15 protein-coding genes, 3 rRNA genes and 1 CRISPR repeat array are annotated in these 22,916 nt (G+C 41.2%); of the genes, 2 read left to right on the top strand and 16 right to left on the bottom strand.

All coding sequences use genetic code 11. From position 1 onward, the window contains the following. The first annotated feature begins 96 nt into the window (after nt 1–96). Nucleotides 97–1,431 (top strand): dihydrolipoyl dehydrogenase family protein, encoded by a 1,335-nt coding sequence (locus tag ACPBEH_RS07925; RefSeq protein WP_424348822.1) that lies wholly within the window; start codon nt 97–99, stop codon nt 1,429–1,431. Between the two features lie 37 nt (nt 1,432–1,468). Here the strand turns inward: ACPBEH_RS07925 and ACPBEH_RS07920 are convergent, their stop codons facing one another. From ACPBEH_RS07920 to ACPBEH_RS07890, 7 genes are all read right to left on the bottom strand, one after another. Then, complete coding sequence (locus ACPBEH_RS07920; protein ID WP_424348821.1) at nt 1,469–2,941, bottom strand: MFS transporter; 1,473 nt, start codon at nt 2,939–2,941, stop codon at nt 1,469–1,471. A gap of 157 nt (nt 2,942–3,098) precedes the next feature. Beyond that, entirely contained in the window at nt 3,099–4,535 is a 1,437-nt protein-coding gene (locus ACPBEH_RS07915; protein ID WP_424348820.1) for a hypothetical protein, read from the bottom strand. Then, nucleotides 4,532–5,722 carry a hypothetical protein gene (locus ACPBEH_RS07910; RefSeq protein ID WP_424348819.1) on the bottom strand — a complete coding sequence of 397 codons (1,191 nt, stop codon included), beginning with the start codon at nt 5,720–5,722 and terminating at the stop codon, nt 4,532–4,534. Before ACPBEH_RS07910 ends, ACPBEH_RS07915 begins: the two co-directional genes overlap by 4 nt. Before the next feature lie 236 nt (nt 5,723–5,958). After that, nucleotides 5,959–6,351: a hypothetical protein gene (locus tag ACPBEH_RS07905; protein ID WP_424348818.1), complete on the bottom strand. Its 393-nt coding sequence runs from the start codon at nt 6,349–6,351 to the stop codon at nt 5,959–5,961. Further along, complete coding sequence (locus ACPBEH_RS07900) at nt 6,348–6,788, bottom strand: LytTR family transcriptional regulator DNA-binding domain-containing protein (RefSeq protein WP_424348817.1); 441 nt, start codon at nt 6,786–6,788, stop codon at nt 6,348–6,350. The genes ACPBEH_RS07905 and ACPBEH_RS07900 overlap by 4 nt, the downstream gene beginning before the upstream one ends. 134 nt (nt 6,789–6,922) lie before the next feature. After that, nucleotides 6,923–7,510, bottom strand: a complete 588-nt coding sequence (locus ACPBEH_RS07895; protein ID WP_424348816.1) for a hypothetical protein — start codon at nt 7,508–7,510, stop codon at nt 6,923–6,925. A gap of 85 nt (nt 7,511–7,595) precedes the next feature. Further along, the gene (locus ACPBEH_RS07890; RefSeq protein ID WP_424348815.1) at nt 7,596–8,078 is read right to left on the bottom strand and encodes a MarR family winged helix-turn-helix transcriptional regulator; all 483 of its coding nucleotides are present in this window, start codon (nt 8,076–8,078) and stop codon (nt 7,596–7,598) included. 168 nt (nt 8,079–8,246) lie between these two features. On the opposite strand from ACPBEH_RS07890, the gene ACPBEH_RS07885 reads away from it, so the two are divergent. Further along, nucleotides 8,247–9,188, top strand: a complete 942-nt coding sequence (locus tag ACPBEH_RS07885; RefSeq protein ID WP_424348814.1) for a quinone oxidoreductase family protein — start codon at nt 8,247–8,249, stop codon at nt 9,186–9,188. Here the strand turns inward: ACPBEH_RS07885 and ACPBEH_RS07880 are convergent. The 9 genes from ACPBEH_RS07880 to ACPBEH_RS07840 all read right to left on the bottom strand — a co-directional run bounded on the left by ACPBEH_RS07880 (nt 9,185) and on the right by ACPBEH_RS07840 (nt 22,516). Further along, nucleotides 9,185–9,871 (bottom strand): TVP38/TMEM64 family protein, encoded by a 687-nt coding sequence (locus ACPBEH_RS07880; protein WP_424348813.1) that lies wholly within the window; start codon nt 9,869–9,871, stop codon nt 9,185–9,187. The genes ACPBEH_RS07885 and ACPBEH_RS07880 overlap by 4 nt on opposite strands. Further along, nucleotides 9,868–10,710 carry an HAD-IIB family hydrolase gene (locus ACPBEH_RS07875; RefSeq protein WP_424348812.1) on the bottom strand — a complete coding sequence of 281 codons (843 nt, stop codon included), beginning with the start codon at nt 10,708–10,710 and terminating at the stop codon, nt 9,868–9,870. The genes ACPBEH_RS07880 and ACPBEH_RS07875 overlap by 4 nt, the downstream gene beginning before the upstream one ends. Nucleotides 10,711–10,879: 169 nt before the next feature. Next, nucleotides 10,880–11,443: direct repeats of the CRISPR family, unit length 36 nt; unit sequence GCTATTGTTTCCTTCAACATTCGGTTAAGATGAAAT. A gap of 52 nt (nt 11,444–11,495) precedes the next feature. Further along, nucleotides 11,496–11,816, bottom strand: coding sequence for a CRISPR-associated endonuclease Cas2 (gene cas2, locus ACPBEH_RS07870; RefSeq protein WP_100970346.1), 321 nt, complete (start codon nt 11,814–11,816; stop codon nt 11,496–11,498). Further along, nucleotides 11,809–12,708, bottom strand: a complete 900-nt coding sequence (gene cas1, locus ACPBEH_RS07865) for a type II CRISPR-associated endonuclease Cas1 (RefSeq protein ID WP_424348811.1) — start codon at nt 12,706–12,708, stop codon at nt 11,809–11,811. Before cas1 ends, cas2 begins: the two co-directional genes overlap by 8 nt. 19 nt (nt 12,709–12,727) lie before the next feature. Continuing rightward, nucleotides 12,728–16,045, bottom strand: coding sequence for a type II CRISPR RNA-guided endonuclease Cas9 (gene cas9 / locus ACPBEH_RS07860; RefSeq protein WP_424348810.1), 3,318 nt, complete (start codon nt 16,043–16,045; stop codon nt 12,728–12,730). 524 nt (nt 16,046–16,569) lie between these two features. Next, nucleotides 16,570–17,082, bottom strand: a complete 513-nt coding sequence (locus tag ACPBEH_RS07855; protein ID WP_424348809.1) for a hypothetical protein — start codon at nt 17,080–17,082, stop codon at nt 16,570–16,572. Between the two features lie 507 nt (nt 17,083–17,589). Beyond that, a 5S ribosomal RNA gene (gene rrf / locus ACPBEH_RS07850) occupies nt 17,590–17,706 on the bottom strand. Nucleotides 17,707–17,797: 91 nt separating this feature from the next. Then, nucleotides 17,798–20,716 (bottom strand): 23S ribosomal RNA (locus ACPBEH_RS07845). Between the two features lie 226 nt (nt 20,717–20,942). Continuing rightward, nucleotides 20,943–22,516 (bottom strand): 16S ribosomal RNA (locus ACPBEH_RS07840). Together the 16S, 23S and 5S rRNA genes form the textbook arrangement of a ribosomal RNA operon. Between the last annotated feature and the right edge of the window lie 400 nt (nt 22,517–22,916).

Below are 22,916 nucleotides of genomic sequence, written 5' to 3'. Positions count from 1 at the left end.
CAATTGACGTGCTTGTACCCGCCAATCTTATTTTTTTGATTCACTTTTGCACTGTGCTACGATGAAGCCAAAGCAATCAATTGAGGAGGGTTTAATATGAAAACACATTTTGACACCATCGTAATTGGTGGCGGACCTGGCGGCTTGGCAGCGGCTTATCGTTTGGCGGAACAGCAGTCCGTTTTAGTCGTCGAAAATGATTTATGGGGCGGCACTTGTCCCAATCGCGGCTGCGACCCTAAAAAGATGCTCTACTCGGCCGTTGAAGCCATCGACCACCAGCACGCCATGCAAGCTAGTGGTTTAGTCGGTACCAGTTACATCAACTGGCCCCAACTCATGGCTTTCAAGCGCCAATACACCACTCAAATTCCGGACGGCACTTTAAACGGTCTGCAAAGTGCTGGCATTCGTACAGTAACCGGCACCGCCCACTTTATCGCCGACCACCACTTACGCGTCGGTGAAACGGATTATACGGCCGATCACTTCATCATCGCAACCGGTCAAACCCCAACGCTCCCCGCAATTGAAGGACGCGATCTTTTACAGACCAGCAATCAATTTTTAGACCTGGATCACCTCCCTGCTAAAATAGCCTTCATCGGTGCCGGTTATATCGCCATCGAGTTAGCGAACATCGCCGCCACAGCGGGTGCTGAAGTCCATATCATTCAACATAACAAGCGGATTTTACGCGATTTCCCCGAAGCCATGACGACCGAACTGGTTACTAGCCTTCAAAATAAAGGGGTTCAGTTCCATTTCGAAACGACGGTCACCAAGGTACATGAGACAGCAAAAGGCCTCGTGCTCAACAACGCAGGTGGCTTTACGCTAACCGTAGATGCCGCTTTTGCCGCACTCGGGCGTCACGCGAATATCGACCAACTCAACTTACCCGCAGCGGACATTGTCACTGGCCACCACGGCATTCAAGTAGACGATCACTTAGTCAGCAGTAATCCGCGCATCTACGCTATTGGGGATGTCGTTGACCGGCCACAACCCAAATTGACACCGGTCGCCGGTTTTGAAGGCCGCTATGTAGCCGATCGACTTCTCCAAACCAATTCGGATCCCATTACGTACCCACTCATTCCACATACGGTTTACGCTAGCCCCCAGATTTCACAAGTCGGTGTCTCTGTTAAAACGGCGCAAGAAAACCCCGACCAATATCGACTTAACCAACAAACAACCACTAATTGGTACACCTTCAATCGCATCAAGGAACCAAACGCCATCGTGACCACGATTTTTGACCGCCAAACCAACCAACTCGTCGGCGCGGCAGCCTACACCACGATTGCCGAAGAATTGATCAATTATTTAACACCCCTCATTAAAAATCACACGACCGCGGCTGAACTCACCGATACAATCTACAACTACCCAAGCCCCGCCAGTGATTTGAAATATTACTACTAAAAAAGTGTTGAAGACCGATTGGGCCTTCAACACTTTTTTAAATAACATTTTCTTTTTTCGCTTTTCCTTGTAACCATAGATTAAAGGCCAGCACAATCACCAAGAGCACTGTCGCAATCAACATAATATTGTGTAAGCCTTGGTACATAATCGCGCGCATTGCCGGTAAGAGGTGCGCTGGCAATTCGTGCACACGTTGGAGATTGCTCAACTTGTTCATCATCGCCATCGTGATTTGCCCGTGTGATTTGGCAATCCCTTGCATTAAAGCATGATTCAAAATCACGCCGTAAATCGACGACATGAACGTTTGACTCAGAATCCGTAAGAGATAGGCAAAGGAGGTCGCAATAGGTACATCGCGCGTCTCAGCGTCTTCTTGGACACTAATTTGCAAGACGTTAAAACTCATCCCGAGTCCGAACCCTTCAAAAGCGCCCATCAATAATAAAAACCAAAATGGTGCCCGATCGCCCATCATTAACATCCCACTAAAGGCAATTAAAAAAGCGACGGTCCCCAAGGTCACCACGCGGTGTTTCCCTAAGCGCGGTTGAACTGCCGGCCCAGCCAGCGAACCAATCAGGTTGGTGACCGCGCCTGGAATTTGCGTCATCCCGCCGAGTAACGCGCTCAAGCCTAATAACCCTTGCGCCCACATTGGAATATAGATGTTAAACGCGATAAACGCGCCCCATAAAACGACGAATAAGATAAAATCAGTCACCAATTGCGGATTTTTAAATAACCGGTTTGGTACGATTGGATCGGCCGCGCGATCTTCCACTCGGTATAAGACAACTAACAAGGCCAAACCTGCGACGATTAACCCAATAATCAGCGTCAACGACCCGGTCCCAATCATTTGAATCCCGGTCAATAACGTCACCAAACTGGTAATCATAATGCCGGCGCCCAAGTAATCGACGCTACCACTTAGATGTGCCTTAGGTTGTTCTTTGAAGAAATAACGCACGCAGAGAATGGATACCAATGCGATTGGCACGTTGATGTAAAAGACCCAGTGCCAACTAAAGGTATCAACAATCCACCCACCAATCAGTGGCCCGACAATCGAAGCCGCACTATAACTCGCGGTGGCGTAACCGATAACTTGCGCCCGCTTGCGCAAATCTTGGTATAAATCAGCATAAATGATGAATGGCAAGGTGTTCATCCCACCAGCGCCAATCCCCATGACGGTTCTAGCAATCAAGAAGAAAACGATGTTACCAGAAACCGCCTGAAAAATCGAACTGACTGCAAACAATAACGTTGCCAATTGGTAGGCCCGCCGATTGCCGATGTGTTCACCCAACTTACTCCATAAGGGCGTGGCCACCGCCATCCCCAACAAGAAGACCGCAACGATCCAGCCCATGTATTGAATCCCATGCAAATCACTAATGATTGCTGGCAAGGCCGTATTGATGATTGTCCCATCAAGCCCTGCCATCATATTTGATAATAATAATGCCAGTGTTACTAAAAGTGTATTCTTCTTATTCACTATCAACTTACTCCGTATTTTCTATTTTTACTTATTATAGTATAAGTTATCTCAATTAACGACCTTCCTTCAGCCGCTCAACCACTTTTATTATCATACACCTTCAAGTTGACTTGAAGACAAACAAAAAAACGTACTCCTAGTACGTTTTTCTCCTTTAATTTTCAAAAATTCTATCTACTAATTCAATTTCTTCAATATTTTTCAAATCATATTTATTTATCGAAGCTATTATTATTTGATTTGGTTCAAAATATTCATTTAATATTCTTATAACTTCTGCAATATTCCTATCTGAAACTTCTCTACCACTTGGCGAATCTAATACAATCGGTAATTTTACCTTTGTATATTTCTCTATAATTTTTATATACGCCATTTTAAATGAAAATACAACTTTGTAATAAATCGTTCCGCTAATTGACTTTAAATCTCGTGTAAAAATATACTTTTTATCTTTAACAACATCTAAAATACCAAGTTTTTCTGCAAATATATTTACCCAGTCTCTAGTTTCATCAATTAGTTCATTATTAGCCATAAATTCTTTTTCTATAATATCGTTAAGACTTGCTATAGCCGATTTTAACTCCTCTTCTCGTGCTGATAATATTGTATGATTAATATTAATTGTAGAAATATCACTAAATGCTCTTGCTACTACGTCGACTTCGCTAAATAAATTAGCGGTACTATCGGCAAGTATTTTTTCAGTCTCCGTAATTTGAATCCTCAATTGCTCAATGTTTTCTTGAATAATAGCTGATTTTTGTTTCAAAAAATTAATGTTATCATCAAAATTTAAAATGTTATCATCATCAACTACTATATTTTTACCATTATAATCAATAATTATATTTAGCGATAAAATATAATTTTTTAAGTTTTCCTCCTCAAGAAAGCTTTTCCTAACCTTTTGTAATTCTTGTTTTTCAACTCTTAGTTTTAATTTTAAATTCTTGTAGTTATCGATTAACTTAGTGTCATCTTTTTCTCTCAAAGACTCAACATTACTATTTTTATACTCTAGAGTACTTTCCTTTAGCTCTATTAACTGTCTTACACGAGATAAAGCACTTTTTAATTCCTGCAACTGAACTAACTTATTTTCTAAACTTTCACCATTTCTAGATAATCCTACTAAGAGATCACGTATGTTAAATCGAATATTACCTATAACTTTCCCTCGATTTAAAAGTGTCCAACCTTTATCTTGATCCATATAAATAGCGCCCAATATATTCCTCAAAACTCTAATAGAATCTATACCCCAAATGTATGCAAACCATGTATCATCATTACCGGTTAGTATTCTAGATGTTAAAAAACTATTATCCTGGTTGATTTCTATATAATTTTCTTTTCTCATAACAGTAAATAAACTATTATCTCTTTCGAAACTAACTTGAGTATCTACTTTTGAAAATTTCATTCCGTAAGTACCTGGTACAGGGTATCCTAGTCCGTAAAAAATCAATCTTAATATAGTGCTTTTGCCTACACTATTGTTGGTACTAAATAATAATGTTTTGTCAGAAAAATCAAACGTTCTTTCATCACCATCATACTTTATTGTTAATTTTAATAATCTCATTTCATATTAACCCCCTCTTCAATTTTTTCTATCAATCTCTTCCCGTTAATAATTCTTGTCATAATTAGTTTTATTCCATACTCCTGTATAATCTTATCTTCATGATCTATAGGAAATATATCTAAATATTTATCCCACTCTTCCTTTACAAATTTTTCGCAAATCTTACCCGTTATCAATTTACCACCTGCATATCTCATTAACCCTTTTTGTATACCATTAATAATTTCTATTCTTTCCACTTGTTGCTTAATAAAATCATTCTCATATGTCTCTAATTCACCTCGTGTCCCTGCAGGAGCATTTTCAAAGAAACTTTCTGGTACATCATCTATAATTTCAAAAATGATTCTCCAAATTAAACTTTCTTTAGTTATTCTTCTCTTTTTTTCTGTGGTATCTTGAGTTCCTGCATTACTTAAGTAATGCGTAATTAACATATTTTTTACTCTGTCCACTTTAGTTATAACTTTTTCTAATTTCACCAATTCAAAAAAATACTTTATTGTTCCTTCTAATACTGAATATTGTTGTGCATCCTGTGAGTCTGATCCAAACAGAATCGTTCCTATTCTTAGTCGCCGCAAATCAAAATTCTCTATACTAGATGTATATTTTTCTTCTAATTGTCGTTGTGCCATTTCTATTCTTTCTTGAACAAATTGTTTAGCCTTCTCAGGTAAAGACTCATATGTACGGATAAAAGTCTTATTCATTTCTGGTATCCAACTCGCCTGCATAAGCGCATCATCTAAATTTAATGGATTACGAAAATTAGCTATATATATTAACTCTGAATATCCACCGTTAGTTATATTGCTAGTATTAATTAGAGTGTTCATTGCCGCGGTAATCTTGGTACTATCTTTCACATCATATATCTTTTTTTGTATTGATTTAACCTGTACATAAACTGGTTTTCTATCATTTAAATATAATTCTACATCTTCTGTGTTCCCTTCAATCTTTACTTCGTTCAGATTTTTTATATTTTCCAACGACAGTATTATCCCTACTATAATTTGAAATTGCCATCCAAATGCTGATGCTGATGCATTGGTCTGTTTTGTACCTTCTGCTGGAATATTTTTATCTCTAGGCTCCTTTTTTAAATTCTGCACATCAGTAACTTCAAATAAATCCATCTGTTTTTCATCATCTATTAAACTAACTTTACGACTACTCACTTTTGCTTCCCCCAATACAGTAGTTCCGTTTACAATCTAAATTAACACCTTAATTAATCACAATAATTCACATGATAATCCTCTCATATATTATACCCTACTACTGCTATAAAATTGAGCTACGCTAATACTCATATAGCTTGTATTTCTGCTATAAGTTAATTATAAAAGGGCACCCTGCCAACAATTAAACCGGCAACAGCACCCTCTATCCAAAAATTCTATTATTCTTCTAACTAGCTTATTTGATTTAATTCTTTTACCAATTGTCGATTTAAATGCCGCATATAAAAATAAAAAATGATGAGATGCAATCCAAACGTCATAACTGACGTAATTATTAAGTATGGCGCTATCCACTTAAACAACTCAGGTGAATAGAGTAGTAACGCGAGAATCTGAAATCCAATATTACATACGGTACTAATTACAATATTCCATACTGCACCTAATGTTGAAAAATGCCATAGATATGGATAAACACCTCCAAATATAATTCCAACTAATAAACCAATACCAATTATTCGCCATATGCTCATCGAGTTTCCTTGGATTGTCGCTAGTAATGCCACCCAAATAATTGCAATTAAAGTTGTTTGGCTAAAATCTTGCTTCATTTGTTTTATCAATTTAAACGCTCCTTTATCTGTTGTGCATAGTGCCGACTGACAACATACTCCTTACCCAATTGTGTAAATACACTTAATTTTGCATTCTTACCGGCCTTAAAGTTCACAACCTGATTGAGATTAAGAACAGTTGTATTATTTATCCTTGAAAAGCCCATTTGGTTGAATACCGCCATCTGCTTTAAGGTACTCCCATAATAATAAATTGAACCATCGACTGTGTAGACCTTAGAAAGATGTCCCATTGACGTAAAAGCTTCAACAGTATCTAAAGAAATTTTTTGCTGCCGTTCGTTCTGCCTATTTCTAACTTGAATTGTTTGATCAAATTGCAGTGATTTAAGGGCAGATTCTATTAATTCTTGGTGCTTTGAATGCCCCTGAATCACTACTGTCTCCGGTGAATAATTGGACCCCCATTTAAAAATAAAATGCATTAGCCACATCCCTCCTCTTTAAAATCAACAATAACAAATCAACTAACCTAATGCGATTCAATTTAGCTTAGTTGCACTAAAATTTGTTTTGATGCATAAAAAAAGGCCCCTTTTCAGAGTCCTTTTTCAATCGGCTACAATGCCGTGTGGGTTTCAATTATTTGCCGCACCTTTTTCCGTTCCTTTTCAAAGCGCCAGTGACCGTTCATTCCGGAATAGTGCATTAATTGGCTGAGATGATAGCCTGCTGGTAAATTGCCTTCCAGAGCCTTATAAACCTTGCTGCCTAAAGCAATTAAGGTTGCTGATTGTGGAATGCCAAGGTCCTTCAAGTGATCGAGTAAGGCTGTTACATTGGCCTGGCCCACCTTAACCTTGCTAGAGTCACTTTCTAATGACCCTTCCAAATCCGTGATGAAACCACCCCACGCAGCAGTACCGTAAGTAATGGCCGCTAGCCGATAATCACAACTTTTGCGATCACCGTGGAAGTTCCCGAATAATTCTGGTAATGGGCCCGCATCGCCCGGGTTCAACCCGATAAAGACGTATTGCACCGCACTCAATTTTTGATCTAAGGCTGCTTTATCAATGTCACTTGGAAAACCCGGTTCATAATTTTCTTTGAATAACGGTAAGATGGCTTCTTCCGGCGTTGCGTCAGTCAGGTCGCTTGGAGTTGACCAGTATAACCAACTATCAACGGCTGTATATTTTGTCATTTAGCATCACGCTCACTTTCTATGATAATTATAAAAAATGATTGCGACACAATATGTCACTTCGAACCGTTTTTGAGATTTCGGGTTAAAGATTTTCGCGCGCCGCTATCATCTGTTCGATAAATTGCGCAATAGTCTCAACTTCGGCTTCGGAGTAGTTGGCTAAAACAGCTTCATAGTTTTGGCGTTGCCGTTGATGTAATTGATGGTGAAGCTCACCGATTTCTTGCCCGCGGGCCGTAATTCTTAGTACGACGGCTTTTTGATTCTCCGGCGTGTGAAATTTTTCAACCAACCGGTTCTTAGCGAGGCGCTGAATATAGCGCGATAACATTCCTTGCGACAATTCAGATTGCGCCTGTAGCTGCTTAAACGGGATTGCTTCACCCGCCTGTGCCAATTGGGTCAAAATTGCCAATTCTGAATGCGTCAGTTTCTTGGCTTGGGCCATCATCTCCGGTGTTTTATTGGTCTGTAAATGCTGCAATAACCAATCGCGCTCAGGATCTTGATCATTTTCAGCATGTAATTTGGCGATCATTTCTTGGAGTTTTGTTAATTTAGACATTTTTAATTACCTATAATATATCTGTTGACTTTCATTAATTTAGAATCTATACTAATTTTACATTACAGGTAATTAAAAAACAAGAATCTTTCATTTTTACAATTAACCGGGTCATTTCCACCCTAATCAATTACCGGTAATTAATCCTATAAAAAAGAGGTTTTTAATATGAAAGCAGCAGTCGTAACAGATTTTAAACAAGATCCTAAATTTGATAACCAATTTCCAACACCAATTCCTAACCCAGATGAAGTCCTCATTAACGTGATTGCCTCATCCCTTTCCAATCGGGCGCGCTCCGGAGCAGCCGGCAGTCACTACACATCGACGGACCAACTACCAATGATCCCCGGTGTCGATGGCATTGGCACTTTACCAACCGGCGAACAAGTTTATTTCGCCAGCGAAGGTACTTTTGCTGAACAAGTCGCCGTCAAAAAAGGCCACTGGGTAACAGTTCCCGATGGCCTTGATGCGATTAAATTAGCGGGCATGATGAATCCCGCGCTTTCTTCTTGGATGGCCCTAAACTACCGTGCCAATTTTAGTGCCGGTCAAAAAGTCATGATCTTAGGCGCTACCGGTAACGCTGGTATGATGGCCGTTCAGATTGCCAAACGCTTAGGCGCTTCAGAAATTATCGCCGTCGCTCGCAATACAGAGCAGCTCAAGACACTAACTGACTTAGGCGCTACACAACTGGTCGATCTCTCTGCAGAACCCGCACAACGCAATGCTCAACTCGCTAAAGCTGGCAGTGACGTTGATATCGTCCTTGATTATCTTTGGGGCGACGTTGCAGCAAACGCCATGACCGCCATCATCCCCCACCGTCAAAATGCCGAACAACTTTTGCAATGGGTTGAAATCGGCTCATCTGCCGGCCAAACCGCACCCATTCCAGGGGCTGCCTTCCGCGCCGTCGCTTTGCGTTTAATCGGCTCCGGCCAAGGTTCAGTTGCGCCTATCAATATGATGAAATCATTGAACGCCATTTTAACCGCTGAAAAAGAACAACCTTTTACTTTTACAACTCGGACACTACCATTATCAGATGTTGAAGCTGGCTGGCATCTTCCTGGCAATGAACGTCTCGTTTTCACTATCTAGTCGGTCCCTCGCACAACAGCATCGCGCCGCATACGAATCCCGTATTCCGCCAAGCCAATCACAACCGCAATCGTCAATAGAATGAGGAGACTCTTCCAATCTTGTTTCAAGATTAAGAGGTCCCCAGCAAAGGCGTAAATAAAAGCAACGATCGTCGAACCGGCTAAACAAGCCCAGCTTTGTGCTTTGGCCGTTAAATGCGTATCACCGGCGGCTAGATTCACAAAAGCAGTCGGAATCATTGGTACTGCATAACCAATCAAGACGCCCACGGCCGGATGCCGCATTTTAACTAACGCACGATAAACGCGTGAATCCGGCTTTTTGTGGCGGCGATCCCGTACTCTAGTCAATAACTGCACTTGCAGTAAATTCCCGAGTGTTAAACCAATCGCATTAACGACAAAGCCACCCCAATGCCCTAGGCAAACCCCGACGAGCATCGCAACCGCGGACGTCGGCGCGCCAGGGATTACTGTCATCACAACCATCACTAAACCAAACACTAAGAACGCATACGGCCCCAGATGACGGATATCCAACACATATTGCCGATAATCCTGCCATTGCGCTAAAAAGGCAATGACCGTCCTCTGATGGCGCCAACCAATCAATAAAATAATCAGTGCTAGTAAGACGACACTTACCGCCAGTATCAGCCGTTTTTGTTGGTGCGCCGTCATCCGATGACACCTTCCTTTAAGTAATGTTCAATCGTCGTCAAGACACCATCATGATTATGATCCGCTAACGCAATGTTAGCGGATTGTTTTTTTATCGACTCATAGGCATTAGGCATCGCAAAACCCCACGGCGTCATCGTCAGCATCCCCAAATCATTTTCGTTATCCCCAAAAGTCATCAATTCATCATCGGTAATTTGGTAACGCGTCTGTAATTGACGTAGACCGCTCACTTTATCCACACCAACATTACCAATCAACTCCGTTTGAAACCCCGAATTCTGACTCATCAAACCTGCTGGTAAGGAGCCCCGTAACTGCTGAACCGCCTGTGAATAATCAACATCCGGCCCAAACGTGATTCCGACTTTGGTAATTTGATCATTCACTGAGTGCCCCGTCAACTGATCAAATTGATCGACCAACGTCACCGCATGATAATACTGTTTAATGATTGCTAGTGTTTCAGGTGAAGCCTGCCGCGGCACATACGTTTGGGCCAACCCAGAAATTGTTTTTTGCACAATTGGCCCCGCCGGAAAGCCCTTCGCAATTAACGCTAACAACGCTTGTAAATCATCATCAGCCAATGCGTCTACTCGCAATAAATCATTGCCATGATGCACAATCGCCCCATTTTGAGAAATGAAATCTAACGACTGACGATACGGATCAAATTGATTTTGCAGCCGTTGATATTGCGACCCACTAGCGACTACAAACTTAACTTGGCGTGTTTGTAACGCCTGAAAAACCCGTGCAAACCGCGCCTGATTATATTGATTATTCTGGTCCAAAAAAGTCCCATCCATATCAACAACGATCATTTTAACACCCATGATGAACACCTCACTTAATATAGTCATTTGCTGCATTATCTTATAGGTTATAATACCATTGTAGAACAAAACACCCAATCATACTTTTTATAAAGGACACAAGATTCTAGTACGTTTCCGGAAGACTTTCTTCTACTTTATTCGAAATACACGAACCGGATAGATTCTGACCAGTATTTCCTTCAACATTCGGTTAAGATGAAATCGGTTGAATTGGTAATCTCAATCTTGCCGAGCTATTGTTTCCTTCAACATTCGGTTAAGATGAAATACCTCTTGTCTCTGGTAGACATAGTACAATGCTATTGTTTCCTTCAACATTCGGTTAAGATGAAATCGGACCAAAGAAAGAAAACAAATGGAAGGAGCTATTGTTTCCTTCAACATTCGGTTAAGATGAAATTATTTATGTTTCAAGCGTTGTGATGGACGCGCTATTGTTTCCTTCAACATTCGGTTAAGATGAAATTGCTATTAATCAGCTTGATCGTATAGGCGTGCTATTGTTTCCTTCAACATTCGGTTAAGATGAAATCATGTTCTATGAAGCTACACATACTATCAGGCTATTGTTTCCTTCAACATTCGGTTAAGATGAAATTTATTACGTTAGCACCTTTTGTAACGCGCTGCTATTGTTTCCTTCAACATTCGATTAAGATGAAATTTAAACCTAATCGACTCAACTCGGAATTCTGCTATTGTTTCCTTCAACATTCGGTTAAGATGAAATACTTTCACTAAAAAAGCCCGATATCATAACGATATCGAGCCTTTTTTGATGGTCAAAATGTAGTCAACTGGTTCCCATCAACTTTTTCCTCATTAGGTAACCGATCCCCTACAAGTAACCGCATTTCATCAAACTGTTTCTCTGTCACAATCAATAATCGTACTGACCCCTTTTCGGGCAAATTATCATTTAATCGATACTCATATTTTTTTGACATATCATAGCCGTTCACAATCCGATAATAGACAGAATATTGCATCATTACATAACCTTCACCCAGTAAATACTGCCGGAATTTACTGGCCGCCCGCCGATCTTCTGCCTTAACCACCGGTAAATCAAACATCACTAATAAACGCATATATTTACTCATACTCGTGAGCTCGCAATAGAACTAATTCCGGCAATTTTAGTCCTGCAGCTGAATCATTTCGACAACACATTGTATACGAGGAAACTACTTTATGAATAGCATTATTTAGCGTATGATACTCGCCATCAATCAATACTTCTGTAAACAATAGTGCAAACAGTGCTTGTTTATTTTCCGAAGTTAATACCTCTTCCAATTGTTCAATATTTTGACTGACCCACAGATCGACAAATGGTCTAAAAGGTTCCATTAAATCATCGGCTAAGTTAAACGGATTTAATTCGTTATGATGGAATAATCCTAGCGCTGGTTCAAAGCCGTATGCACAGATATCACGCGCAACTGCGCCACGGATAATGGCATAACCGTAATTCAACGCACCGTTTAAAACATCATCTGTCCGACGGGTAAATTGATCATTGAACAACAATCTGAAATAAAGTCGTGCTGCCTGCGATTCTTGATGACTTCGATCCTTTTCAATCACTTGTTTGCCCATTACTTCAAGCTCAACAGATGGTCTCCCATTCAGCTCTAAACACTTAGCTTGATTAGCAATTTTTTGTTTCATTACTTTCTGCCAAAGTCGGTCTTTTAGTTTTGAACGGACATGCATTTGAATCGTCAATGCTTCAAATTTTTTAAAATATTGACCAACCGGTAAAATAATTGCACAAGGGAGATGCTTTTGATCACAAGTAAAGACCGCCACTTCGGCCTCTGCTAATACCGATAAGGCAGGTGTTGTAATTGTACATTGTGGATGGTCAATCATAATACTATTAATATCATCGACCGGTATTGTATAATCTTCCTCTTGTTGTATCACCAACTGTTGCCGCCGAATGCTTAAGCGAGTCGGTTTTTGAATGTAGATATTACGAAAGCCCATTAAACCATCTCTTTTTATCTTATTTAAAGGTTAAACGTTTTTTCTCTTTCACTCGATGATATTCACCGAAATAATCGATTTGATATTTCTCGAAAGTCAGTAAGGTAGCGATTCCCACACCTGTCGCAAAATAACTATTATCATGTGCTTTTACTTGAACACTAGCAGTCGATATATTAGCTCCGTCAAAGTAACCATAGAAATCCGCTACAATTTCTGGATCAGAATCTAATCTTTCTTTATTATACTTCGGTTTAAATCCTTTTTTCGCTTTAATATGAATCATATCCCCTTGGTATAACGAGAATAAAAACTCATCATCCTCTGTTAAATAATTCCAGTCTGCATGTATCTTATCTCTTGTCACATACTGCATCGGCAAATCTTTTTCCACCGTATCCTTCACGTAAATCGGAACAAAGACGTATTTCTTCGGTGTTTTGAAAACATCAATCCTGACCATCGAACCATTGTCAGCAGCTGATTTTCCTTTATCCAAAACGGTTGAAATCGTCGTCTTTTTAACAATCTTCACTTTACGGACCAACTTCTTGGTCCCGTGATCCATATACTCCAAATAACCATTAGGAAATGCTTTTTTACCATCATTATCATGTGCATTTAAAGCTTCAATTAAAGCTTTTTCAACAACCGATCCGCCACCATTATCACTATAGTACGGACCATCACCGGTTCCTAGTACACCTTTTTTATTGATTTTTAGGTTCGTAATCGCGGTGCGCGAAATAACCTTGCCTTCTTTTAACAATTTACCACTTCGAATCGTATCAAGATGGGCTGGCCCCGTCACCTTTCGATTAGGTGTTCGTACGACAAATATTGGTTTCAATGCCGCTAATTCTTCGGCCGTATAATGTTGCCAAGTATGATTCTTACTAAATTCGGCAGGATCGGAAGCAGTCCGCATTTCTAACTCATCCCGGAATTGATCCCAGGGCAATGGAAAGTCGTTGAAAATTTTACTAAACAATTTCGCGTTTAATTTTTGACTTTCTTCGGCATACTCATTATCGTTTAGTTCCTCTGTATGCCAAAGCGCCTTATTATACTTCACTTCTTGGTTATAACTATAATGAGTTACTTTACGGATAAATGTAGGTGAGATAGCGCCAATGACAACCGCATCAACAGCATGATGCACATCACCATTTTCACGGACCTTCCGAATTCCCCACCGGCCACGAATCTTAGAAGTCACCTCGCCATTTAAGGCCAATACACGTTGCTTCTTATCTAGCGTCTCGGAGAATTCTATTTCATTACGGAAGTAATTGTAGAGTACTTTTGAAATATACCGTGTATCATTAATATTGCGCTTCTTCCACCCCGACACTTCATCCTTACTCAATTGACGCTTCAATAACTTATCCCGTTTACGCGGATTGTGAATCGAATTAGTCGCAATCGCTTCTAACTTAGCAATGCGATCCGGTTGATCTGCTAGATAGTCAAGCGGAATCCGGTTACCCTTTTCACGATTGGCGGCTGAACTCGTTAAAACCTTATTCCCATAACTATCATCAAAACTAATACTATATGGAATAATGTGGTCAATATCATAGCTACCCGTAAAAGCCTGCGTTAACTTAATTTTTTGGCCAGTATAGGGGTCAAATTCATTTTGTTCCTCAAATAACTTGTAGCGAATAATATTTTCCCCATTAACATTAAGTCCTAATTCTCGAAGTTTCTCAGCAACTTTTTCATTACGTTGCCGACCTTCTTCTTGTTGCTTCGTGATCTCTTTTCGTTTTTCTAAAGTCTTTCCAAGTTCGCGCGCTAATTCAATATTTATGCTGTCAGGTTTACCATAGCGTCTAATAATTTGTTTTACGACTTTAATTGTTTTATAAACAGTGCGCCGAACAACTGGATTCGTGATATCTTCATCAAAATTAATTTGTTTTGACTTAAAATCATAGCCCGCATTTTCCGCTGCTTCGCTATAAACTTGACCCATTTCTAAGTATGGAATAATATTCTGCATTGCTTTTAGAGATAAATGACCAAATTTGGAGAAGTTTAACCCTAATAATTTTTCAATAATTGCTTCTGGTAATTTTAATTCTTCTTCAAAATATCGACGACGCCGTTTATCACTTGAATAGGCAGTTAGCGCAAACCCGATATGATCCAACAGGGCCGTATTTGCCATCAATTCCTCTGGTAATACTTTGGCAAGTTTATGATAAGCATTCATTGCAATAAACTTGGTACCTTCAGTCTTAACCTTATCCTCTTTGGCGCTGTATGTTAATAAGTTAAAACTAGCTTCATCATTTAACTTCAATAATTTACGAACTTGCGTGTATTTAAGTGCTTGTCTCTGATAAGCTGCTTGGATTAACAGATCCCGTTGCTCACCAGTTAGTGGTTTAAAGTCGCCACCAACCATTTCTCGATACTGTAAACTATTTACTTTTTGCAATAAATTGAAGTACTCAAAAGTGGCGGTTGCTTTGGCCGCCCGATTTTCATTTGGTTCAAACGTACAGCGACCAATCATTTTTAAAATTTGATCACCAGCATAAGGACCTGCACCAGGCCCTTCGTCGAAGTCCCGTTGTGCCATAAAAATACCAGCGTGTTCTTGTCCGTTTTTATCTGTATAGCCAGATAAATAAACCTGTTCAAAATGAGACGTAATTACTGGATTGCCAAATGACTTTTGAGCCGCAAATAACTTTTCAATTTCAGCATATAATAGATCACGACTCGGTGTTCCTAAATAACCATCAACATACGCTTTATTCCGTTTATGCTCAGCGTATTTGGCGTCATTTAGATAAAGTTCCCCCACCGTTCGATAATTCTTTTCAGCTAAGTCCTTTTTGATTTCTTCGATTGAATTCAGTAATAACCCCATCTGCTTTTTATCAGCTGGGTCACTCGGATCTAATTCAAACTTACGATTTGATTTAAACCCACGATGCGTAACGAAATAATAAAGCACCCGAAACAGCTCTTCATTTGTTAATAGCCGATCTAACCCGGCCACTCTTAATTCATAAATTGACCGTTCAAATTTAGGATCTTTATATATATTTTCAATCTGTTTCTCGGACAATATTCCTTCATTAATAAATAACCGTTTCGTCCGATACTTTCTAAAATTAGTCCGCCGATTACGTCGACGTAATCCACGTTTATCACGCCGTGGCGCCGATAATGAAGCCCCAGTTTTAGGTTGTTCTGCTCTTGGGAATATAACGGAGTTCATTTGTAAAATCTTGAAGGGAACACCGTTCTCATCGGTCGCTAAAACTGAATAGCCAATTGAAGCAATCCCCAAATCCAACCCGATTTTGTAACCCATTAAGTCCACTCCTTTTTATTTCATATTTCTGTGACTTGTGCGACAAGTCCGTTTAATTTTTCTTCATCAATCATTATTTGAAGGAAATAATAGTTTATTTAAAGTATTCTTATTACTTTGGTAATTACTTTTATACCGGAAACTCTCACTCTGATTTCAGAATAAGAATCTATAAATAATGAGATCTTATCGATTATTTTAAAAAACAATCTGTATGAACTCTTTATTGTTTACTTAAAAATTGGTCAAACCTCCTTTCTTTGTCATTATAGCTATTATCGGCAACTATTACTACTATGAAATTAATCAAAACCTCTTCAAAACACCTTTTAAAGCGCTAACATTACGTACAAAAAGATAGCCCCTAATCATAAATGATTAGGGGCTATAGCTTTACTGGCACCCTATACAGGGTCCAATTACTATTGTGTCCTTCAAACACTCGGTTAAGATGAAGAATAAGTAGGGAGCGACCCCGCTTGTTCAACAACATTATACCAAGTATATTTACTAATAACAATCATTTAATCAATTTCAGGTAAATCTAACATCACTGATATCTCCTGTCGATCGTTAGGATCAATGATATTTTCAATAATAATTCTAGCTGGTTGATATCGCTCATTTAATGAACTTTGTATAATAATATTTCCCGTCAACACACGATTATTAGAACTATCCTGCCGATAATCTGCAATTAACGTTAATTTATTCGAAATAAGATACCCATCTTTATTTTCAACGTATACAATAACCTCTTTACTTCGACGATTACTTGAAATTGCCTGAATTTGGATAAGGCTCAATGAAAATTGATAACTACTGATAATCGTAAATTCATTTAATAAGGCTAAATCAACCTGTTTAACAGGCTGGGCATGGCGATCGTTCTTAATCGCTATTAGCGGAATCATCAATTCTTGCAGGCTAGCATCACCGTGAACATAGCGACTTCCACCACCTTGAATTGCTAATCGCTCTAATCCTCTAGGAGTGTGCGCATAATAATCCGGCAAGCTGTGTGGTTTAAAGGTCAATAATGGCTCCTCAGTCGTTGGCTGTTGATTAAGCCAAAACCGTCTATTTCTAACCAAATACTGCGTAGGGCTACCCACTTTATCTATCGATTGTGACATATATTATTCAAATATAAAACCATGATCAGCTGTTATAAATTTGTTCGTCGCAGTAAGCAACTAAAGCACTTACTAGCTCACTTAACTGCGTCCTTTAACTGTCTTTCGGTTATCAATTAGATAGCTTAATATCTTTAAAAAATGAGATTTACCAGAACCAAAGAATCCTGATATCCAAACACCCATTAATTGATAGCAATTGTAGTAAAACTTCTTCGATAACTTGTCTACGTATTTATTCAATGGAAACTTTTTTACTAGTAACTTTCCAACCATTCTGGACTCAATAAAAATTAGAGGTCTAGTGTTTAACGTTGTTCTATAGTTATCTTTCATATAGTATAGTAGATATTCATAAGATAATCTAACAAAAAAAGGCTGAACCCTAAGGTTCAACCTTTTTAAATTGCGTGGCAACGTCCTATCCTCGCAGGTAGTTTCCCACCAACTACTATCGGCGCTAAGAAGCTTAACTACTGTGTTCGACATGGGAACAGGTGTATCCTTCTTGCTATCGCCACCACACTATTTTGTGCTTTCGCACTGAGAAGAACTTCGTTCTCTCAAAACTGCATAATAAGTAATATTTTCATTTCAAAAGCCAAACATTGCACCTTTGGTTAAGTCCTCGACCGATTAGTACTAGTCCGCTCCATACATCGCTGTACTTCCACTCCTAGCCTATCTACCTGATCATCTTTCAGGGGTCTTACTTCCATAAAGGAATGGGAAATCTCATCTCGAGGGGGGCTTCACACTTAGATGCTTTCAGCGTTTATCCCTGCCATACATAGCTACCCAGCGATGCGCCTGGCGGCACAACTGGTACACCAGAGGTATGTCCATCCCGGTCCTCTCGTACTAAGGACAGCTCCTCTCAAATTTCCTGCGCCCGCGACGGATAGGGACCGAACTGTCTCACGACGTTCTGAACCCAGCTCGCGTACCGCTTTAATGGGCGAACAGCCCAACCCTTGGGACCGACTACAGCCCCAGGATGCGATGAGCCGACATCGAGGTGCCAAACCTCCCCGTCGATGTGGACTCTTGGGGGAGATAAGCCTGTTATCCCCAGGGTAGCTTTTATCCGTTGAGCGATGGCCCTTCCATACGGAACCACCGGATCACTAAGTCCGACTTTCGTCCCTGCTCGATTTGTCAATCTCACAGTCAAGCTCTCTTATACCTTTACACTCTACGAATGATTTCCAACCATTCTGAGAGAACCTTTGAGCGCCTCCGTTACACTTTAGGAGGCGACCGCCCCAGTCAAACTGCCCACCTGACACTGTCTCCCGCCACGCTAAGTGGCGCGGGTTAGAGTGGTCATACAGTTAGGGTAGTATCCCACCAACGCCTCAATCGAAACTAGCGTTCCGATTTCTACGGCTCCTACCTATCCTGTACAAACTGTACAAACACTCAATATCAAGCTACAGTAAAGCTCCATGGGGTCTTTCCGTCCTGTCGCGGGTAACCCGCATCTTCACGGGTATTATAATTTCACCGAGTCTCTCGTTGAGACAGTGCCCAAATCATTACGCCTTTCGTGCGGGTCGGAACTTACCCGACAAGGAATTTCGCTACCTTAGGACCGTTATAGTTACGGCCGCCGTTTACTGGGGCTTCAATTCTGGGCTTCGCTTGCGCTAACTCATCCTCTTAACCTTCCAGCACCGGGCAGGCGTCAGCCCCTATACGTCATCTTACGATTTTGCAGAGACCTGTGTTTTTGATAAACAGTTGTTTGGGCCTATTCACTGCGGCTGACCTGACGGTCAGCACCCCTTCTCCCGAAGTTACGGGGTCATTTTGCCGAGTTCCTTAACGAGAGTTCACTCGCTCACCTTAGGATATTCTCCTCGACCACCTGTGTCGGTTTACGGTACGGGTAGTTTATTTCTCACTAGAAGCTTTTCTTGGCAGTGTAACATCAGGAACTTCGCTACTTAATTTCGCTCCCCATCACAACTTGTCCTTAAAGAATCAAGCATTTCACTCAACTCAAGACTTATTGCTTGGACACACATTTCCAGTCGTGTGCATTCCTTAGCTTCCTGCGTCCCTCCATCATTCAAACAAAATAAACTAGTACAGGAATATCAACCTGTTATCCATCGACTACGCCTCTCGGCCTCGCCTTAGGTCCCGACTAACCCTGGGAGGACGAGCCTTCCCCAGGAAACCTTAGTCATACGGTGGATCAGATTCTCACTGATCTTTCGCTACTCATGCCGGCATTCTCACTTCTAAGCGCTCCACTAGTCCTTACGATCTAGCTTCATCGCCCTTAGAACGCTCTCCTACCGCGGACACTTACGTGTCCACCCACAGTTTCGGTATTATGTTTAGCCCCGGTACATTTTCGGCGCAGCGGCACTCGACTAGTGAGCTATTACGCACTCTTTAAATGGTGGCTGCTTCTGAGCCAACATCCTAGTTGTCTGTGCACCGCCACATCCTTTTCCACTTAACATAAATTTTGGGACCTTAACTGGTGATCTGGGCTGTTTCCCTTTCGACTACGGATCTTATCACTCGCAGTCTGACTCCCGGAACTAAATCAATGGTATTCGGAGTTTATCTGAATTCAGTAACCCATGACGGGCCCCTAGTCCAAACAGTGCTCTACCTCCATGATCCAATATTCCGAGGCTAGCCCTAAAGCTATTTCGGAGAGAACCAGCTATCTCCAAGTTCGATTGGAATTTCACCGCTACCCACACCTCATCCCCGCCATTTTCAACTGACGTGGGTTCGGTCCTCCAGTGTGTTTTACCACACCTTCAACCTGGACATGGGTAGGTCACTTGGTTTCGGGTCTACATCTATATACTCACTCGCCCATTTCAGACTCGCTTTCGCTACGGCTCCAGCTTTTCACTTTAACCTCGCATATAAACGTAACTCGCCGGTTCATTCTACAAAAGGCACGCCATCACTCATTAACGAGCTTTGACTAATTGTAGGCACATGGTTTCAGGATCTATTTCACTCCCCTTCCGGGGTGCTTTTCACCTTTCCCTCACGGTACTGGTTCACTATCGGTCACTAGGGAGTATTTAGCCTTGGGAGATGGTCCTCCCGGATTCCGACGGAATTTCACGTGTTCCGCCGTACTCAGGATCCAGAACGGAGGTTAAGTTGTTTAATCTACGTGGTTATCACACTCTTTGACTCAGCTTCCCAGCTGATTCGATTACAACTTAACTTGGTAACTCCAAAGTTCTGTCCTACAACCCCAAGAAGCAAGCTTCTTGGTTTGGGCTCTTCCCCGTTCGCTCGCCGCTACTTAGGGAATCGATTTTTCTTTCTCTTCCTGAAGGTACTTAGATGTTTCAGTTCCCCTCGTCTACCTTCATTAAGCTATGTATTCACTTAATGATAATACTCGATTAAAAGTATTGGGTTCCCCCATTCGGAAATCTCCGGATCAAAGCTTACTTACAGCTCCCCGAAGCATATCGGTGTTAGTACCGTCCTTCATCGGCTCCTAGTGCCAAGGCATCCACCATGCGCCCTTTATAACTTAACCTATCTTTACCTACGGTAAAGGGTTATTATTTGAGTTTAGCGATATGAACTAATTCATATTTCTATTATTAAAAAACTCTTTAAAACGCAATGTTTTTCTCGGCTTTTAAAACTAATATATTACTTATTATCCAGTTTTCAAAGAACAAAGTTTGAGAGTAGACCTCTCAAAACTAAACAAAGTTTTGATTTCGCAAATGTACAAGGTTTTCCGTATTATTCCTTAGAAAGGAGGTGATCCAGCCGCAGGTTCTCCTACGGCTACCTTGTTACGACTTCACCCTAATCATCTGTCCCACCTTAGACGGCTGGCTCCCCGAAGGGTTACCTCACCGGCTTTGGGTGTTACAAACTCTCATGGTGTGACGGGCGGTGTGTACAAGGCCCGGGAACGTATTCACCGCGGCATGCTGATCCGCGATTACTAGCGATTCCGGCTTCATGTAGGCGAGTTGCAGCCTACAATCCGAACTGAGAATGGTTTTAAGAGATTAGCTAAACCTCGCGGTCTCGCAACTCGTTGTACCATCCATTGTAGCACGTGTGTAGCCCAGGTCATAAGGGGCATGATGATTTGACGTCGTCCCCACCTTCCTCCGGTTTGTCACCGGCAGTCTCACTAGAGTGCCCAACTAAATGCTGGCAACTAGTAATAAGGGTTGCGCTCGTTGCGGGACTTAACCCAACATCTCACGACACGAGCTGACGACAACCATGCACCACCTGTCACTTTGTCCCCGAAGGGAAAGCTCTATCTCTAGAGTGGTCAAAGGATGTCAAGACCTGGTAAGGTTCTTCGCGTTGCTTCGAATTAAACCACATGCTCCACCGCTTGTGCGGGCCCCCGTCAATTCCTTTGAGTTTCAACCTTGCGGTCGTACTCCCCAGGCGGAGTGCTTAATGCGTTAGCTGCGGCACTGAAGGGCGGAAACCCTCCAACACCTAGCACTCATCGTTTACGGCATGGACTACCAGGGTATCTAATCCTGTTTGCTACCCATGCTTTCGAGCCTCAGCGTCAGTTACAGACCAGACAGCCGCCTTCGCCACTGGTGTTCTTCCATATATCTACGCATTTCACCGCTACACATGGAGTTCCACTGTCCTCTTCTGCACTCAAGTTTCCCAGTTTCCGATGCACTTCTTCGGTTGAGCCGAAGGCTTTCACATCAGACTTAAGAAACCGCCTGCGCTCGCTTTACGCCCAATAAATCCGGACAACGCTTGCCACCTACGTATTACCGCGGCTGCTGGCACGTAGTTAGCCGTGGCTTTCTGGTTGGATACCGTCACTACCTGATCAGTTACTATCAGATACATTCTTCTCCAACAACAGAGTTTTACGATCCGAAAACCTTCTTCACTCACGCGGCGTTGCTCCATCAGACTTTCGTCCATTGTGGAAGATTCCCTACTGCTGCCTCCCGTAGGAGTCTGGGCCGTGTCTCAGTCCCAGTGTGGCCGATTACCCTCTCAGGTCGGCTATGCATCACGGTCTTGGTGAGCCTTTACCTCACCAACTAACTAATGCACCGCGGGTCCATCCTAAAGTGATAGCCGAAACCATCTTTCAACCCTACACCATGCGGTGTTAGGTTTTATGCGGTATTAGCATCTGTTTCCAAATGTTATCCCCCACTTTAGGGCAGGTTACCCACGTGTTACTCACCCGTCCGCCACTCACTCAAATGTTTATCAATCAGGAGCAAGCTCCTTCAATCTAAACGAGAGTGCGTTCGACTTGCATGTATTAGGCACGCCGCCAGCGTTCGTCCTGAGCCAGGATCAAACTCTCGATTAAAAGTTTGTAGCTCTTGTTTTGTTACTTAATTTATTTGCTAGCGAAATTGACTTCGCAAATATGTTGTGCCCCGAAGGGCGACCCTACACATTTGGTTTATCAAAACTTTGTTCAGTTTTCAAAGATCTACTGTGTTGAAACAGCTTTTTAATTATATCATGTAATCAATCATCTGTCAAACACTTTTAAAAATTATTTATTACTTAGAAGTTATAGCTCCGTAAGCAACATATAATATGTTATCACGATTAGAATTAAATAACAAGTGTTTTTCAAAAACATTTTAATTATTTATTTCCTCACTCATTACTGAGCTACTCGTTTGAGACAACTTTTATATCTTACCAAGTTAAATCCCAATGGTCAAGCTTTTTCGACATAAATATTATATTTATTCAAA

It is taken from the genome of Latilactobacillus parasakei (genome assembly GCF_049674265.1).
Taxonomy (GTDB): Bacteria; Bacillota; Bacilli; order Lactobacillales; family Lactobacillaceae; genus Latilactobacillus; species Latilactobacillus sakei.
The sequence above is the reverse complement of the archived record's forward strand: the minus strand, read 5'-3'. Positions and strand labels throughout refer to the sequence as shown.